Here is a 16035-nt window from a genome sequence, read left to right as displayed (position 1 = left end):
GCGGGCGGATCCGATTGTCGGATAGCGGCGCGTGGCGGCGGCAACTCACCACGACCAGGGGCTCGTCTTGGGTGGTGTCCCGCTCGGTCACGAACTCCACTCAGGAGCGCCACCATGAACCTCGGCCCGTTCACCCACCCCACCCGCATCGCCGCACCGGCCCGCCGCTCGCGCACGCTCGTCGGTACCGCCGCTCTGCTGTTCGTGGCCCTCGGCGCCGCGGCCTGCGGTGCCGACAGCCCGAAAGCGGCAACCACCCCCGCCGCCGACGCCGCGACCGCCCCCGGCACCGAGGCCGGCAACGGCGACACCTCGGCCTCCGGTACGGGCGGCTTCGTGCCGGAGGCGAGCCCCGCCGCACTGCCCGCCCGCCCGGCCGCCGCATCGACGCAGTGGCCGCAGCTGACCTGGTACACCCCCCAGGAGTACGGCAAGAAGCAGAACGACCCCGCGCGGGTCTGGCGGCGTACCCCGGCTGGGAGCTGGCAGGTGGTGCGAACGGGTCGTCCCGGTAACGGCACGGCCGCCGGCCAGATCGCCGTCTCGCCGGACGGCCGGCGGGCTGCCTGGATCGAGGTGTCCGCCCGCCGGTTGGTGATCAGCGACTTCGACGGCACCGGACAGCACGCCGTCCCGACAGAGGGCCAGCAGACCTGCGCGCCGAGCTGGCTCGACTCCGAGCGCGTGCTGTACGGCACGGGCCGGGAGAAGGACTGGACGCTGATCGCGATCGACGCCGACGGAACCGGCCGGAAGGTGCTCGCCACCCACCAGGCGAAGTGCCCGACGGTGTCCGGCGGATGGATCGCCCAGTTCGCCGACCGGACGGTGAACATCCGCACCGAGCGCGGTACCGGACGCGCGATCAAGCCGCGCATTCCCAGCGGTCTCGTCATCGACGGAGTGGCCGGGATCTCCGCCAACGGCGGGACGCTGGTGCTCAGCACCCACGTCCCCAACGCCGGCGGCTGCGGCTGTGGATGGCAGTTCCGCAGCTACCGCGTCGACACCGCCAGCGGGATGGCCACCGAGCTGGCGCCGCTTGAGAGCGCCTGGACCAAGCCGACCGGCCACGGCCAGGCCATCGAAGCGGTCATCCTCGCCGATGGCGGTCTGGTGGCGCAGGTCAACAGCGGGACTCCGGGCGACGACCCGGCGGAGTACCGGCTGGTTCGCTACGCCGTCGACGGCCGGGTGCTGGCCAGCGCGGCGGTGCCCGCCGGTCGGGGTTGGGGCGGCCTGCTGGGCTGAGCCAGCCGGTGGTCCGCCACCGGCTACGACGAGGGACCGGCCGCTCACGGGGGTGGCCGGTCCCTCCTGTCGACCCGGCCGCCACCCCGCTTCCGGTCCGGGTCACGCGCGCCACGCCGGGAAGTAGGCGACCCGAGCCGCTCGGGTCGCTGGCCAATGACCTCCACCACGTCGTCCGATCGGGGCACCGCCCGCCGTGCCTCCGGTGACAGACTGGTCGCCGCAGGCAACGAATGGCGTAAGGGGGGCGCGGGTGCGCTGGCGCAGTTATGTCGCGGTCGGGGACAGCTTCACCGAGGGTATGGACGACGCGTACCCGGACGGCACCTACCGGGGTTGGGCGGACCTGGTGGCGACCCGGCTCGCCGCCGACGCGGGCCCCGACTTCCGGTACGCGAACCTGGCCATCCGGGGCCGCCTCTTCCCTGGCGTCGTCGCCGAACAGGTGCCTGCCGCGGTGGCGATGAAACCGGACCTGATCAGCTTCGCGGCCGGCGGCAACGACGTGCTGCGCCGCACCTTCGACCCGGAGACGCTGGTCGCCCGCTTCGACGAGGTGGTCCGGCAACTGCGTTCGGGCGGCGCGGACGTGCTGCTCTTCCGGTTCGCCGACGTGATGGCCCGGCTGCCCGGCCAGCGCCTTGTCGCTCCCCGGGTGCAGTTGCTCAACCAGGCGGTCGGCGAGACCGCGGAGCGGCACGGCGCCATCATGGTCGACCTCTACGCCGACGACACCTTCCTCAACCCGATGCTCTGGAGCACCGACCGGCTGCACCTCTCCGCGGCCGGCCACCGACGGGTCGCCGGGCAGGTGTTGAACGCCCTCGGGGTTGGTTGCGACGAGGAGTGGCTGATGGTTCCGCCGCACCCGGCGCCATCGCCGTGGCTGGCCGCCCGTGCCGCGGACCTGCGCTGGGCCGGGCTGCACCTTGCCCCCTGGGTGAAGCGGCGGCTGACCGGCCGGTCGTCCGGTGACACGGTGACGGCGAAGCGCCCGCTGCTCGGGCCGATCGTCGACTGAACGTGCTCACCCTGCACACCGCGCCGCTGCTGCGGCGAACCCCCGACGGCGAGCTGACGCCGGATCACGCCGTCCTGGTCAGCGGCGACCGCATCGAGGCCGTCGGCCCGCTCTCCGAGTTGAGTGAGGCGTACGCGGGTGTGCGGGTCCGCCGCTGGCCCGGCACGCTGGGGCCGGGTCTGCTGCACGACGGCCCGCTGCCGGCGGCGCCCACCCCGCGTGAGCGGGTGCACGCGTTGCTGCGGATCGGAGTGACGGCGGTGCTGGCTCGGCACCTGACCGACCCGGCGCTGCGGGCCGCCGTCGACAGGAGTGACCTGCTGGTGCTGCCCGCCGCGGTGCCGCCGACGCTGTTTGCCGGTGCGCGGGCCGACCTTGCGGTCCACGGTGAAGACGATGCCTGCCTGGTGACGGTGGTCGCCGGTCGGATCGCCCACCGCCGCGCCTGATCAGGTGCCGGATGCGACGGCCGCCGGTCCTTCATGTCCACTGTGGAGTCAAGCGCCGGATAGGGATCGCCCGATGTCCGCCGCGCCAGTTAGCATTCGCTGCCCCGTCGATCGAAAGGCGGGGACATCGGGGAAAGGTGGATGAGGGATGGCCCTCATAGCTGGCACGACGACATCCGCAAGACCGGTCCGAGCCCTGCTGGCCACAGCGCTGTCCATGACGCTCGCCGCCGGGATGCTCACGCTTACGGCCACGCCAGCTGCGGCGAACGACGTGCGCTACGAGAAGAACAACTCGTGGGCCTACACGGACTCGCACCGACCCACGAAGATCGACATCGACCAGACCGGCGACGTGCCGGTCGGGTCCTGGAAGGACGACCGGGGACGTAAGCACACGGCCCGGGCCTACTTCACCTTCGACATCTCCCGCTATCGGGGCGCCGAGATCGAGTCGGCGGTCTTCTCCGCCAAGGAGACCTCCGTCGTCGACTGCACCAAGCGTCCCGGCGTGGAGCTGTGGCGCACAACGCCGTACACCGCCAAGTCGAGCTGGGCGAAGCCACCAGCCGAACGGGCGAAGCTGCACACGGCCACCCTGCCGGACATCGCCGGCTGCCCCGCCCCCTACGTGGAGTGGAACGCGGCCGAAGGGCTGCGGCAGGCGTTGGCCGAGGGCGCGTCGACGCTCACCCTCGCGCTCCGACTGCCGGCCGCGGTGGAGGCGGACCCCACGCTCGGCCGCCGCTACGCCAGCACGGTCGGCATCTCCATCGACTACAACTACCCGCCCGGCGTGTCGACCGAGCTGCAGACCTCCGGCAAGCCGTGCACGGCGGCCGAGCCGTACCAGTTCCAGCAGAGCGACGACCTGGCAGTTTCTGCCATCTTGCACGACCAGAACGGCAACGAGACCGGTGGCAGCGACATGCTGACCGCCACCTTTGCCCTCTGGCCGGTCGACGAGCCGACGGCCCGGATCGAGCGGCTCGGGAACGGTCGGGACGGCGAGCGGGCGAGTGGCCTCTTCTACCGCGACACCCTCACCCACGACCGGGTGTACGCCTGGCAGGTGCGGGCGGCGGACAGCCGGGCCACCGGCGAGTGGAGCAGCCTCTGCTACTTCCGGACCGACTTCCAGGGTCCGGCCGTCGCGCCGGCCGTCTCCTCCACCGACTTCCCCGTCGATGGGTGGCACCCGGCACTGCCCGGCCAGTTCACCCTCGACGCCGGGGCGACGCCGGATGCTGTCGGCTTCCGATACCAGCTCAACGGTGGCGTCACCCAGACGGTGTCGGCGGACCAGCCCGGCGGCAGGGCCACGGTCACCCTCACCCCGGGGACCGGGCCCAACAGCCTCACCGTGGTGAGCGTGGACGCGGCCGGGAACCGTTCGCCCGAGGTGAGGTACGAATTCCGGGCCAGCGACGTCGCGCCGGTCATCACCGGCAACCTGACCGACATCGGGGTGCTGGCCACGTTCTCCGTCGAGCCGCGGATGGCTGGGGTGGTCCGTTACCGATTCCACCTGGACGGCGACCAGGAGCAGACGGTGGAGGCCAGTGCCGATGGCACCGCCTCGCTGACCGTCACCGCGACCCGGGGCGGCAACCGGACACTCTCCGTCACCAGCGTGACCGCCGACGGCGTGACCGCCACGGCGGTGCGCACGTTCCGACTGACCACCGCGCCCAAGATCGCCGCGACGGTCTACGAGCAGGGCGGCACCAGCGGAGGCCAGGGTGTGCCCGGGGTCTTCACCTTCACCCCGCGCCAGCCCGACGTGGTCAGCTACCGCTACCGCTTCGGCACGGTGACCAGCACCGTGGCCGCGGCGGCCGACGGCACCGCGTCGGTGACCTGGGCGCCGACGAAGGCGGGCTTCACCCCGCTCACGGTCTGGAGCGTCAACCGGGACGGCGTCCAGTCGGACTCGGCGAGCTTCGTCTTCTCCGTACGTGACCTGTTGCCGGTGATCCAGGGGTTCCTCTACGACCCCAGCTACCCCGCCGGTGGCCCGGGCCAGCCCGGTGATTTCTGGATCAGCTCCGAGGTGCCCGACACGACGGAGTTCCGGTACCGCTTCGACGACGGCCCCGAGCAGGGGATCGCCGCCGACATCAACGGCAGTGCCATCGTCACCTGGACCCCGGAGCAGGCCGGTACGCACACCCTGACGGTCCGCAGCCTCTTCGCGGACGGGACGGCGTCTCCGGAGGGGACGTTCACGTTCCTGGTCGCCGAAGCCCCGGAGGCCGAGTCGGGGCGGTAACCGAAGCGCCGCACGAGACGTACGTCTCGTCAGCCCGGCCCACCATCCCGTGCGGGTGGTGGGCCGGGTCTCGTTACAGCAGTCGAGGGCGGCGATCCGGCGTACCTTGGGGATCATGTCTGTGCCGAGCGATCCTGATCCCCGCCTCCAGTCGTACGCGGACCCGCAGCGGCTGGTCACCACCGAGTGGCTGGCCGAGCACCTGGGCGACGAGGGCCTCGTGGTGGTCGAGTCCGACGAGGACGTCCTGCTCTACGAATCGGGCCACATTCCCGGTGCCGTCAAGGTCGACTGGCACCTGGACCTGAACGACCAGGTGACCCGGGACTACCTGGACGCGACGAGCTTCGCCGAGATGTGCGCCGCCAAGGGCATCGGCCGGGGCGACACGGTGGTCTTCTACGGCGACAACTTCAACTGGTGGGCCGCGTACGCCCTCTGGGTGTTCTCGCTCTTCGGCCACGCCGACGTGCGACTGCTCGACGGCGGCCGGCAGAAGTGGATCGCCGAGGGGCGCGAGGTGACCCGCGACAAGTCGGCTCGCCCCCGCGCCGACTACCCGGTGCCGAGACGTGACGACACGCCGCTCCGGGCGTTCCGCGAGCAGGTGATGGCGCACATCGCCGTGGGTCGGCCGCTGGTCGACGTCCGGTCGCCGGGTGAGTACACCGGCGAGATGCTGCACATGCCGGACTACCCGCAGGAGGGCGCGCTGCGGGGCGGGCACATCCCCGGTGCGGTCAGCAAGCCGTGGAAGTCCGCCGCCAACGAGGACGGCACGTTCAAGTCCGCAGACGAGCTGAGCGCGATCTACGCCGACCAGCTCGGGCTGAGCCCGGACGACGACGTGATCGCGTACTGCCGGATCGGTGAGCGGTCCAGCCACACCTGGTTCGTGCTGCGGCACCTGCTGGGCTACCCGCAGGTGCGCAACTACGACGGCTCGTGGACCGAGTGGGGCAACCTGGTCCGGGCACCCGTCGTCAAGGGCGACCAGCCCGGCGGCCTCGCCGCCTGAGCAGCGCAACCGTCCCCGCGCGACCTGCACTGCCGCGCGGGGACGGTGCTCAGCCAGCCAGTGCCAGCACGCCGCGCAGGTCGCGGACGATACCGGTGACCTCGCCGGTCTCCGGGTGCCAGCGCGCAAGGGCGGCCGGCTCCAGACGGAGTAGCACGGCACCCTTGTTGTCCCAGCCCAGCACCTCGCAGCAGCCCTTGGCGCGGTCGCGGCCCAGGTCGAGCAGGTGGGCCACGGCACCCGTCCGCGCGTCCAGCACGGCCACCCCCTCGGCGCCGTCGATCTCGCTGTTGGTGATCCACGCCGCGCGGGCGAGCCGTTCGCCGTGCAGCCAGCCCCGGCCATAGAACTCGTTGACCTGATACGGCGAGGGCAGCGCCGAGCCGGTGACCGGCTGTTCGGAGCGAACCGTGCCCTCGCGGGCGGTCCTGCTGCGCAGCTTCAGGCCGCCCCGCTCGCCGACGATCTCGATCAGCGCCGCTTCGCGACCGGCCGCCGGATCGGGTGCGACCAGGCCCCAGGCCGACACGTCGATCGTGCTCGCCGCCCCGGTCACCCGGTCCACCGCGTACGTCCGGTTGTCGCCGCCGACCAGCACCCGGTCGTTTCCCCAGACCACCAGCTCCAGGTAGCCGTCGAGGGGGATCCGGCGCACGGTCGCAGTGGTGAGGTCGACCATGATCAGCTCCCCGGTCTGGGCGAACGCGGCCGACCGGCCGTCCGGCGACAGCACGCCCGGCTTCACGGCGGACGCCTCATTGCCGCCCGCGTCCCGGGTGGGCGCCAGCGTCACCACGTCGAGGCTGCGCACCACGCCGTCATTGCCGAGCACGCGGACCGGGCCGTCCGCGTGGAACTCCTCGTCCATCGGCTGGAACAGCGCCAACGCCCGCTGGACCGGTCGCTCGGAGAGCGGCACGGTCGCCGGGTCGGCGAGCCGAGCCAGCGGATCCGGCGGGAAGGTCAGTTCGGCCGGGGGCCGCTGCACCGGACCGGCGTGGGTGGGCTCGACGGTCGGTTCCACTGAATGGACCGGCGGCGAATCGGCGGGCGGTCGCAGGGCGACCACCGTGCCGCCGCCGACCAGGGTCACGGCCAGGGCGACCGCGCCGACGGCCCGTCGGGTACGCCGGGTACGCCGGGCCCGCTCCCATCCGGCCGTGGCCGGCTGGCTGGGCAGAACGTCCTCGACGCTGACGGTCAGCAGTTGGCGCAGGTCCTGCTCGTTCACGGGTTCACCTCCAGGCCGGTGGCCAGGTCGGCTGAGCCCTGGCCAGGACGGGCGTCCCGGGCGAGGTCCGGTGCGACCTCACGGAGTCGACGCAGCGCCGCATGACACTGGCTCTTCACGGTGCCGACGGTCACCCCGAGCGCCTCGGCGGTGGCGACCTCGGTCAGGTCCTCGTAGTAGCGCAGCACCAGCACGGCCCGCTGCCGAGGCGGCAGCAGGCCCAGCGCGTCGTGCATCGTCAGCCGCAACGCACCGTCACGGTCATGGGCCACCTGCTCCGGCGGCGCGGCGCTGAGCCATTCCCGCCGCCGACGACGCCACCACGACACCGCGTCCCGGTAGAGGATGGCCCGCACGTACGCGGAGGGGTCACCGTCACGGACCGAGGCCCAGCGCAGCGCCAGCTTCAGCAGGGCGTCCTGGAGGAGGTCTTCGGCCTGGTGCCGGTTGCCACAGATCAGGTACGCCGCACGGAGCAGCCGGTGTTGGTGGCTCTCCACGAAGGCGAGGTAGCCGTCGCGTCCGTCGTTCGCCGTCGGTGCCATCCGCCCCCTCCCGGCCGTCGCGTTGCGCGTCACCTGGCAGACGCACGGGGAGGGGGAAAAGGTTGGGTCAGCTCTCCGGCATTCCGGTCAGATAGCGCTGGAGGTCGAACTCGGCCGCCGGGCTGCTGTCCCGCCGCTGGTGGGCGCGGCCGGCGGCACCGGCGCGGCCGGCCGCAGTGCCCACCACGCCGCCAGCGTGACCAGTGCGAACGTGCCAGCCGCAGCACCCGCCACCGGCACCGTTCCGTACGCGGCGGCGACCAGCCCGGCGAGCACGGCCCCGACCGGTGCGGTGAACAGACCGATCATCCGCTGGGCCGCACCCACCCGGCCGAGCAGCCGGGCCGGCACGTGCCGCTGCCCGTACGACGCGCACAGGCTGTTCCAGATTACGGTTCCGGCGGCGAAGACGGCCAGCGCCAGCCCGCCCGGCAGCGGATGCCGGGCCAGCGCGAACCCGGTCAGCGCCACGGTCTGCGCGGCGAGCACCGCGCGCAGCGCGGGCACCGTGCCGAGCCGGGCGGCGAGCCGACCCGCCCCGAGCGCCCCCGCCACACCGCCGACGATGGCAGCGGCGGCGAACAGCCCGTACCCGGTTGGCGGCACCCGCAGCACGTCCAGCGCGTAGAGCACCTGCACCGCCAGGATCCCACTGATCGCCAGGTTGCACGCGGCGGCGAGCAGCGTGACCCGCCACAGTGTCCGGTGCCCGCGCAGCCACCGCACCCCCTCGATGATCTCGCTCCACACCGACCCGCGGCGCGTCACGGTCCGCCCGCTGGGGGGCAGCCCCGCGCTCGGGCTGAGGGCCAGCACGAGCAGGGCCGCCGCGGCGAAGGTGACGGCGTCGAAAGCGAACGGGATGGCGGGGGCGATGGCGAAGAGGACACCGGCGGCGGGCGCGCCGAGGAAACCGCCGGCCACCGCAGACCCCGCCTGAAGTCGACCGTTCGCCCGAGACAGCGCGTCCGGCGGCACCAGCGCGGGAAGCAGCGCGAAGGAGGCGGAGTCGAAGAGGGTGCCCAGTGCGGCGAGCAGAAACGCCGCCACCAGCAGCACCGGGACGCTGACCTGGCCGAGAGCGACCGCCACGGCCAGGGCCGCCACCACGGCGGCGCGTACCCCGTCGACCAGGGCCATTGTCCGACGACGGTCCCAGCGGTCCGCGTACACGCCGCCGAGCAGGCCGAAGAGCAACGGCGGCAACTGACCGGCCACGGTGACCGCCGCGATGATCCGCGGGTCGCGGGTCACGGTCGCGGCCAGCAGGGCCAATGCCGGCGTACGCAGCGCGTCCCCGAACCGCGACGAGACGGCGGCGGACCAGAGCAGCCGGAAGTCCCGGCCGAGAGCGGAGGAGGTCATGCCGGTGACCGTGCGGGTTCAACCGGGTCGAGGGTCAAGCCGCAGGGTGAAAGGAGGACGCTCGCCACCGACCGCACCCGGTGCCACCACTGCGCGACTGGCTCTGACCGCCCGGTGTGCGCAACCGAGCGGTAACCACCGCAGGCAGCTCGCGGTCTACGCTTGCCCGGTGACGGTGGAGCAGCAGACACGGGGTGCGGCGGGTGCGGGCCGGCGCAGGTCCCGCAAGGACGAGATCCTGGAGATCGCGGTCGGCCTGTTCGCCGCCCGTGGCTACCACGGTGTGTCGATGGACGACATCGGGGCGGCGGCCGGGGTCACCGGTCCGGCGCTCTACCACCACTTCGCCGGCAAGGAGGCCATGCTGGCCGCCGCGCTGATCCCGGTCAGCGAGGGGTTGCTGGCCGGAGGGCGTGAGCGTGCCGTCGGGCACCCGGACGACCCACGCGGTGTACTGGAGTCGCTGATCGACTTCCATGTCGAGTTCGCCCTGGCCAACCCGGCGGTGATCGCGTTGCACCTGCACGAGTTGGACCGCCTGCCGGAGGAGCCGCGTCGGCGGATCCGCCGCCTGCAGAGGCTCTACGTCGAGGAGTGGGTGACCGTGCTCACCGCGCTGCACCCGGGCATGCCCGACGGCGAGGCTCGGGTGCTCGCGCACTCCGCGTTCGGCCTGATGAACTCGACCCCGTTCCTGGGCGGTGAGGTGGACCGGCGACGCCGCGCCGAGCTGCTGCGCGACGCCACCCTGGCCGCGCTGCTCGCCTGAACCCGACTCGTCAGAAGTGTGCCGGTCATGATTCCCTGACAACCGTCCCAACATCCGGACGCCGGGAGGAAACATGATCGAGTCACTGCTGGTCGCCAATCGGGGCGAGATCGCCCGCCGGATCATCCGGACCGCCAAGCGGCTCGGCATTCGCGCGATCGCGGTGTACTCCGAGGCCGACGCCGACCTGCCGTTCGTCGTTGAGGCGGACGAGGCGGTCCTCATCGGCCCGCCGAACCCGGCGCAGAGCTATCGCAACACCGAGGCGATCCTCGCCGCCGCGAAGGCAACCGGCGCCCAGGCCATCCACCCCGGGTACGGCTTCCTGTCGGAGAACGCCGAGTTCGCCCGTACCGTCGAGTCGAGCGGCCTGATCTGGGTCGGGCCCGGCGCGGACGCGATCACCGCGATGGGCGACAAGATCAATGCTCGGAACCTGATGGCGGCGGCCGGCGTTCCGGTCGCGCCCGGCACCACCGACCCGGCCGCCGACCTGGGCGCGGCGGTGACGGCCGCCGCCGAGATCGGCTATCCGGTGATGGTCAAGGCCGCCGCCGGTGGCGGCGGCATGGGCATGGGCGTGGCCGTCGACGAGGCCGCGCTGCGCACCGAGTACGACAAGGTGCGCGCGTTCGCCGAGCGGATGTTCGGCGACGGCTCGGTGTTGATTGAGCGGTATTTCCCCCGGGTGCGGCACGTCGAGGTGCAGATCCTCGGCCTGGCCGATGGCCGGGTGGTGGCGCTCGGCGAGCGGGAGTGCTCGGTGCAGCGCCGCAACCAGAAGTTGGTCGAGGAGTCTCCGTCGCCAGCGGTCTCGCCGGAGCTGCGGTCTCGCCTCCTGGCGGCGGCGGTGCGCGCCGGTGAGGCGGTCGGCTACCGCAACGCGGGCACGGTGGAGTGCCTGTTGGTCCCGCGTGAGCGGGACGCTGCTGGCGCTGTTCCCGGGTCCGACGAGTTCTTCTTCCTGGAGATGAACACGCGGCTGCAGGTGGAGCACCCGGTGACCGAGTACGTCTACGGTGTCGACCTGGTCGAGGAGCAGCTGCGGGTGGCGTCGGGGCTGGCGCCGACGTTCGACCCGGACGCGCTGACCCCGCGTGGCCACGCCATCGAGATGCGGATCAACGCTGAGGACCCGAAGCGCTTCCTGCCCGGCCCCGGCGTGGTCAGGACCTGGGTGGAGCCGACGGGTGAGGGTGTCCGGGTGGACTCCGGCTACACCGAGGGCAACACGGTCACCCCGTTCTACGACAGCCTGATGGCCAAGCTGATCATCAGCGGCGACACCCGCGACGAGGTGCTCGCCCGCGCAAAGGCCGCGGTCAGCGCCTTCCAGATCGAAGGCCCAAAGAACAACGTCCCCTTCTTCGCCGAGCTCCTGCAAAACGAGGAGTTCCTCTCCGGCGCCTACGACACCGGCATCGTGTCCCGCATGCGCTGACCGCACCCCCACCCTTGTTGATCAAGAGGTTTGCGTCAGGATTCCTGCCACGGATGACGCAAACCTCTTGATCGACGTCAGTCCTGGCCGGAGTGGCATGCTGGGGGAACTCCAGCACAGCTTGACGTCACAGTGAGGTGACCCCTTATGGCGGACCTGCCGGATTCCGTTCTGATTCGCGAGGTTGGGCCTCGGGACGGGTTGCAGAACGAGGACCCGATCCCGACCGAGGCCAAGGTGCGCCTGCTCGACGCGCTCTCCGGCACCGGCGTACGCCGGATCGAGGCGGTGTCGTTCGTGCACCCGAAGGCGATCCCGCAGATGGCCGACGCCGACGAGGTGTGGCAGCGGGCGGCGAAGGCCGACGGGGTGCGCTACTCGGCGCTGGTGCCGAACACCCGCGGTGCCCAGCGGGCCCTCGCCGCCGGGTTCACCGAGATCGAGGTGGTGGTCTCGGCCAGCGACACGCACAACCGGCGCAACGTCAACCGATCCACCGATGAGTCGCTGGACGACATCGCCGAGCTGATCGACCTGCTGCACGGCGCCTCCGCGCGGGTCGAGGTCATCGTGGCGACCAGCTTCGGCTGCCCGTACGAGGGGGACATCGACCCGGCGCGGGTGGCTGGCATCGTCGATCGGGTGGTTCGCGACGGCGCGGACCGGGTCGCGTTCGGCGACACCACCGGCATGGGCACTCCGCGTCGGGTCCGCGAGTTGCTGACCGCGGTACGCGACCGCAACGCGCACGTGCCGGTGCTGCTGCACTTCCACAACACCCGGGGTACGGCGCTGGCCAACCTGTTGACCGCGCTGGAGCTGGGGGTGACCGAGTTCGACGCCAGCGTCGGTGGTCTGGGCGGCTGCCCGTACGCGCCGGGGGCGAGCGGCAACCTGGCCACCGAGGAGGCGGTGCACATGCTGCACGACATGGGCATCGACACCGGCATCGACCTGGCGGCCCTCATCGAGGCGGCCGAGTTGGCCGAGCACCTGCTCGGCAAGAAGTTGCCGTCCGGCGTGCTGCGGGCCGGCCCCCGGACCCGACTGACGCCGATGCCGAGCTGATCGCTCGGGAACGCGGGGAGGGGCCGGCACGATGCCGGCCCCTCCCGTCGTACCGGTCGATCAGCTCACGGAGGTGAGCATGCTCGGCCAGCTGTCGCGGAAGATGTCCGCCCCGGCGCGGTCCGTGCTGCGCTCGGTGGCGGCGAAGGTGCCGGCGAAGAGGTTGCTCACCCGGTTCGCCTCGGCGGTGCTCGGGTACGGGTTGGTGCAGCTGGTGCCGGCGCTGCCGCCGGACATCAGCAGCGAGCAGTTCCCGTTGTAGTTGTCCGGCAGGCCGAGGATGTGCCCGATCTCGTGGGTCATGATCCGCAGCGGGCTGTACTGCGCGGCCTGCTGCGTGTCGATGTAGACCCGGCCGTTGCCGAGACTGGTCCGCACGGCGTACGAGCCACCGCCGGTGATCTGGTAGATCCGCAGGTTGGAGCCGCAGTTCGCCGTGAGCGTCAGGTTGACGGTGGCGTTGTTCCAGATCGAGGCGGCCTGGCTGGCGGTGCCGGCGTAGTTGCCTGCCTGGCTGGTGTTGTAGCAGATGGTCATGGCGGCGGACGCGGGCGAGGGGTTGGCGACCGTTACGCCGAGGGTGGCAAGGGCGGTCGCGAGCAACGCGACCGCGAGCCGATTGAGTCGTGAGGTCATCGCTGACTCCAATCCAGAGGAGGGGGTGTCAGGAGCCTAGCGACACAGATTCATGTTTTTCAATGTTTATCTCTGAGCTTCACCCTCCGGATTCGCCCATGGGTCGCCGCCGGCGGCACGAGTGCGCTAGCCTAACGATCGTTTAGGTCAGTATGGCGAGGGAGTCGGCGTGACGCTCGACGGTGAGGCACTGGAGCAGCTGCGCAAGCGGGCCCGGTCCGGCGGCGCGGACAAATACCACGCGGCCAACGCGGCCAAGGGCAAGCTCTTCGCTCGTGAGCGGGTCGCGCTCCTGGTCGACGAGGGCTCGTTCGTCGAGGACGGCCTCTACGCCAACACGCTGGCCGAGGGCCTGCCCGCCGACGGGGTGGTCACCGGCACCGCCACGATCGACGGCCGGCAGGTCTGCCTGATGGCCAACGACTCCACCGTCAAGGCCGGCAGTTGGGGCGCCCGCACCGTCGAGAAGATCATCCGGATCATCGAGCGGGCGTACGGCACCAGCGTGCCGATGGTCTACCTGGTCGACTCGGCCGGCGCCCGGATCACCGACCAGGTCGACCTCTTCCCCGGCCGGCGTGGCGCCGGCAAGATCTTCTGGAACCAGGTGCGCGCCTCGGGCGCGATCCCGCAGGTGTGCGCGTTGTTCGGCCCGAGCGCCGCCGGTGGGGCGTACATTCCGGCGTTCTGCGACGTGGTGGCCCTGGTCGACGGCAACGCCAGCATGTATCTCGGCTCCGACCGGATGGTCGAGATGGTCACCGGCGAGAAGACCACGCTGGAGGCGATGGGCGGGGCCAAGGTGCACACCGCCGAATCCGGCGTCGGGCACTTCCTCTGCCAGACCGAGGCCGACGCGCTCGACGTGGTGCGCCGTTACCTGTCGTACCTGCCGGCCAACTGGACCCAGGCGCCGCCAGCCGCCGAGGCGGTCGCCGCGCCCGCGAAGGCCGACCTGGCCGCGCTGGTGCCGGCCAGCGAGCGGCAGGCGTTCGACATGCGGCGGTACGTCAAGGGCCTGCTCGACGAGGGTTCCTTCTTCGAGATCCAGGCGCTCTGGGCCAAGGAGCTGACCATCGGCTTCGGCCGGCTGAACGGCGAGGTCGTCGGCGTCATCGGCAACAACTCGATGTTCAAGGGCGGCGTGCTCTTCGTCGACTCGGCCGACAAGGCGACCCGGTTCGTGCAGCTCTGCGACGCGTTCAACGTGCCGCTGCTCTTCCTCAGCGACGTGCCCGGCTTCATGGTCGGCAGCGTCGTGGAGAAGCAGGGCATCATCCGGCACGGCGCCAAGATGATCACCGCGATCTCCGAGGCGACCGTGCCGAAGATCTGTGTTGTCGTCCGTAAGGCGTACGGCGCCGGCCTCTACGCGATGGCCGGCCCCGGGTTCGAGCCGGACGCCACCATCGCGCTGCCCAGCGCGAAGATCGCGGTGATGGGGGCCGAGGCCGCCGTTAACGCGGTCTACGCCAACAAGATCGCCGCCATCCCGGACGCCGACGAGCGGGCCGCCTTCGTCGCCGCGAAGCGCGCCGAGTACGAGCAGGACATCGACGTCGTCCGGCTCGCCAGCGAACTGGTGGTGGACGCCATCGTCGAGCCGCACGACCTGCGCACCGAGCTGGTCCGTCGGTTCGCTGCCGCGCGTACGAAGGATCGGCACTTCTCCCGCCGTCGGCACGGCGTCACCCCGGTCTGATCTTCGACTGAGGCCCCACAGCGACCCGTCCGGCGTCACGAGCGCCTGGCGGACCGTCCCCACAGGAGGATGAGATGGACTTCCGGCTCACCGATGAACAAGCGGCGCTGCGGGAAAGCGTGCGGGAATTCGCGCGCGAGGTGGTCGCCCCGGTCATTGCCGAGCACTACGAGCAGCACACCTTTCCGTACGAGGTGATCCGGCAGATGGGCAAGATGGGCCTGTTCGGCCTGCCCTTCGGCGAGGAGCACGGCGGCATGGGCGGCGACTACTTCGCGCTCTGCCTGGCCCTGGAGGAGTTGGCCCGGGTCGACTCCAGCGTGGCTATCACGCTGGAGGCGGCGGTCTCACTGGGCGCGATGCCGATCTACCGCTTCGGCACCGAGGAGCAGAAGGCGACCTGGCTGCCCAAGCTGCTCAGCGGCGAGGCGCTGGCCGGTTTCGGTCTCACCGAGCCGGGCACCGGTTCGGACGCCGCCGGCACCCAGACGCGGGCGGTGCTGGACGGTGACGAGTGGGTGATCAACGGGTCGAAGGCGTTCATCACCAACTCGGGGACCGACATCACGGCCATGGTCACCGTCACCGCGGTGACCGGCACGAACCCGGACGGCTCGAAGGAGTTGTCGACCATCATCGTGCCGACCGGCACGCCCGGGTTCACCGTGGCGCCGGGCTACTCCAAGGTGGGGTGGAACGCCTCGGACACCCACGAGTTGACCTTCGACGACTGCCGGGTGCCGGCGGCCAACCTGCTCGGCGAGCGGGGCCGGGGCTTCGCCCAGTTCCTGCGGATCCTCGACGAGGGCCGGATCGCCATCGCCGCGCTGGCCGTCGGCCTCGCCCAGGGCTGCGTCGACGAGTCGATCAGGTACGCCAAGGAGCGGCACGCCTTCGGCCGGCCGATCGGCGCCAACCAGGCCATCCAGTTCAAGATCGCCGACATGGAGCTCAAGGCGCACACCGCCCGGCTGGCCTACTACGACGCCGCGGCTCGGATGCTGGCCGGTGAGCCGTTCAAGCGACAGGCCGCCATCGCCAAACTGCACGCCAGCACGATCGCGGTGGACAACGCCCGGGAGGCCACCCAGATCCACGGCGGGTACGGCTTCATGAACGAGTACCCGGTGGCGCGGTTCTGGCGGGACTCCAAGATCCTGGAGATCGGTGAGGGCACCAGCGAGGTGCAGCGCATGATCATCGCGCGCGATCTGGGGCTCTGAAAGGTCCGGCCGAGCTGGCCGACCATCCGTTCCGGGTGGGCTGT

The 16035-nt window shown here is 71.4% G+C and carries 14 protein-coding genes; 10 read left to right on the top strand and 4 right to left on the bottom strand.

Annotated features, from left to right (window positions below):
• Window positions 1-114: 114 nt before the first annotated feature.
• From ABZS37_RS08955 to ABZS37_RS08935, 5 genes are all read left to right on the top strand, one after another.
• The gene (locus ABZS37_RS08955; protein WP_355167034.1) at window positions 115-1251 is read left to right on the top strand and encodes a hypothetical protein; all 1137 of its coding nucleotides are present in this window, start codon (window positions 115-117) and stop codon (window positions 1249-1251) included.
• A gap of 253 nt (window positions 1252-1504) precedes the next feature.
• The gene (locus ABZS37_RS08950) at window positions 1505-2272 is read left to right on the top strand and encodes an SGNH/GDSL hydrolase family protein (RefSeq protein WP_355167032.1); all 768 of its coding nucleotides are present in this window, start codon (window positions 1505-1507) and stop codon (window positions 2270-2272) included.
• Window positions 2273-2274: 2 nt separating this feature from the next.
• Window positions 2275-2721 (top strand): hypothetical protein, encoded by a 447-nt coding sequence (locus tag ABZS37_RS08945; RefSeq protein WP_355167030.1) that lies wholly within the window; start codon window positions 2275-2277, stop codon window positions 2719-2721.
• A gap of 148 nt (window positions 2722-2869) precedes the next feature.
• The gene (locus ABZS37_RS08940; protein WP_355167028.1) at window positions 2870-4993 is read left to right on the top strand and encodes a hypothetical protein; all 2124 of its coding nucleotides are present in this window, start codon (window positions 2870-2872) and stop codon (window positions 4991-4993) included.
• 115 nt (window positions 4994-5108) lie between these two features.
• Window positions 5109-6011 carry a sulfurtransferase gene (locus ABZS37_RS08935; RefSeq protein WP_355167026.1) on the top strand — a complete coding sequence of 301 codons (903 nt, stop codon included), beginning with the start codon at window positions 5109-5111 and terminating at the stop codon, window positions 6009-6011.
• A gap of 49 nt (window positions 6012-6060) precedes the next feature.
• Here ABZS37_RS08935 and ABZS37_RS08930 read toward each other — a convergent pair whose 3' ends face one another.
• From ABZS37_RS08930 to ABZS37_RS08920, 3 genes are all read right to left on the bottom strand, one after another.
• Window positions 6061-7242 carry a hypothetical protein gene (locus ABZS37_RS08930; protein WP_355167024.1) on the bottom strand — a complete coding sequence of 394 codons (1182 nt, stop codon included), beginning with the start codon at window positions 7240-7242 and terminating at the stop codon, window positions 6061-6063.
• A complete protein-coding gene (locus tag ABZS37_RS08925; protein ID WP_355167022.1) occupies window positions 7239-7787 on the bottom strand; it encodes a SigE family RNA polymerase sigma factor in 549 nt (182 codons plus the stop codon). Before ABZS37_RS08925 ends, ABZS37_RS08930 begins: the two co-directional genes overlap by 4 nt.
• 87 nt (window positions 7788-7874) lie before the next feature.
• Window positions 7875-9152 carry an MFS transporter gene (locus ABZS37_RS08920; protein WP_355167020.1) on the bottom strand — a complete coding sequence of 426 codons (1278 nt, stop codon included), beginning with the start codon at window positions 9150-9152 and terminating at the stop codon, window positions 7875-7877.
• A 169-nt stretch (window positions 9153-9321) separates the two neighbouring features.
• On the opposite strand from ABZS37_RS08920, the gene ABZS37_RS08915 reads away from it, so the two are divergent.
• The 3 genes from ABZS37_RS08915 to ABZS37_RS08905 all read left to right on the top strand — a co-directional run bounded on the left by ABZS37_RS08915 (window position 9322) and on the right by ABZS37_RS08905 (window position 12430).
• Window positions 9322-9921, top strand: coding sequence for a TetR/AcrR family transcriptional regulator (locus ABZS37_RS08915; protein ID WP_355167018.1), 600 nt, complete (start codon window positions 9322-9324; stop codon window positions 9919-9921).
• Window positions 9922-9994: 73 nt separating this feature from the next.
• Window positions 9995-11362, top strand: a complete 1368-nt coding sequence (locus ABZS37_RS08910) for a biotin carboxylase N-terminal domain-containing protein (protein ID WP_355167016.1) — start codon at window positions 9995-9997, stop codon at window positions 11360-11362.
• A 147-nt stretch (window positions 11363-11509) separates the two neighbouring features.
• Window positions 11510-12430 carry a hydroxymethylglutaryl-CoA lyase gene (locus ABZS37_RS08905; RefSeq protein ID WP_355167014.1) on the top strand — a complete coding sequence of 307 codons (921 nt, stop codon included), beginning with the start codon at window positions 11510-11512 and terminating at the stop codon, window positions 12428-12430.
• Between the two features lie 60 nt (window positions 12431-12490).
• On the opposite strand, the gene ABZS37_RS08900 is transcribed toward ABZS37_RS08905, so the two are convergent.
• Window positions 12491-13066, bottom strand: coding sequence for a snapalysin family zinc-dependent metalloprotease (locus tag ABZS37_RS08900; protein WP_355167012.1), 576 nt, complete (start codon window positions 13064-13066; stop codon window positions 12491-12493).
• Window positions 13067-13235: 169 nt separating this feature from the next.
• On the opposite strand from ABZS37_RS08900, the gene ABZS37_RS08895 reads away from it, so the two are divergent.
• The gene (locus tag ABZS37_RS08895) at window positions 13236-14768 is read left to right on the top strand and encodes an acyl-CoA carboxylase subunit beta (RefSeq protein ID WP_355167010.1); all 1533 of its coding nucleotides are present in this window, start codon (window positions 13236-13238) and stop codon (window positions 14766-14768) included.
• A 74-nt stretch (window positions 14769-14842) separates the two neighbouring features.
• On the top strand, window positions 14843-15991 hold the full coding sequence (locus ABZS37_RS08890) for an acyl-CoA dehydrogenase family protein (protein WP_355167008.1): 1149 nt from the start codon (window positions 14843-14845) through the stop codon (window positions 15989-15991).
• Window positions 15992-16035: the final 44 nt, after the last annotated feature.

It is taken from the genome of Micromonospora sp. NPDC005413, assembly GCF_040606435.1.
In the GTDB taxonomy this organism is placed as follows: Bacteria; Actinomycetota; Actinomycetes; order Mycobacteriales; family Micromonosporaceae; genus Micromonospora.
The sequence above is the reverse complement of the archived record's forward strand: the minus strand, read 5'-3'. Positions and strand labels throughout refer to the sequence as shown.

Coding starts and splice junctions, on each gene's coding strand:
- ABZS37_RS08955 (WP_355167034.1), top strand. CDS start 115: ATGAACCTCGGCCCGTTCACCCACCCCACCCGCATCGCCGCACCGGCC.
- ABZS37_RS08940 (WP_355167028.1), top strand. CDS start 2,870: ATGGCCCTCATAGCTGGCACGACGACATCCGCAAGACCGGTCCGAGCC.
- ABZS37_RS08935 (WP_355167026.1), top strand. CDS start 5,109: ATGTCTGTGCCGAGCGATCCTGATCCCCGCCTCCAGTCGTACGCGGAC.
- ABZS37_RS08925 (WP_355167022.1), bottom strand. CDS start 7,787: ATGGCACCGACGGCGAACGACGGACGCGACGGCTACCTCGCCTTCGTG.
- ABZS37_RS08920 (WP_355167020.1), bottom strand. CDS start 9,152: ATGACCTCCTCCGCTCTCGGCCGGGACTTCCGGCTGCTCTGGTCCGCC.
- ABZS37_RS08910 (WP_355167016.1), top strand. CDS start 9,995: ATGATCGAGTCACTGCTGGTCGCCAATCGGGGCGAGATCGCCCGCCGG.
- ABZS37_RS08905 (WP_355167014.1), top strand. CDS start 11,510: ATGGCGGACCTGCCGGATTCCGTTCTGATTCGCGAGGTTGGGCCTCGG.
- ABZS37_RS08900 (WP_355167012.1), bottom strand. CDS start 13,066: ATGACCTCACGACTCAATCGGCTCGCGGTCGCGTTGCTCGCGACCGCC.
- ABZS37_RS08890 (WP_355167008.1), top strand. CDS start 14,843: ATGGACTTCCGGCTCACCGATGAACAAGCGGCGCTGCGGGAAAGCGTG.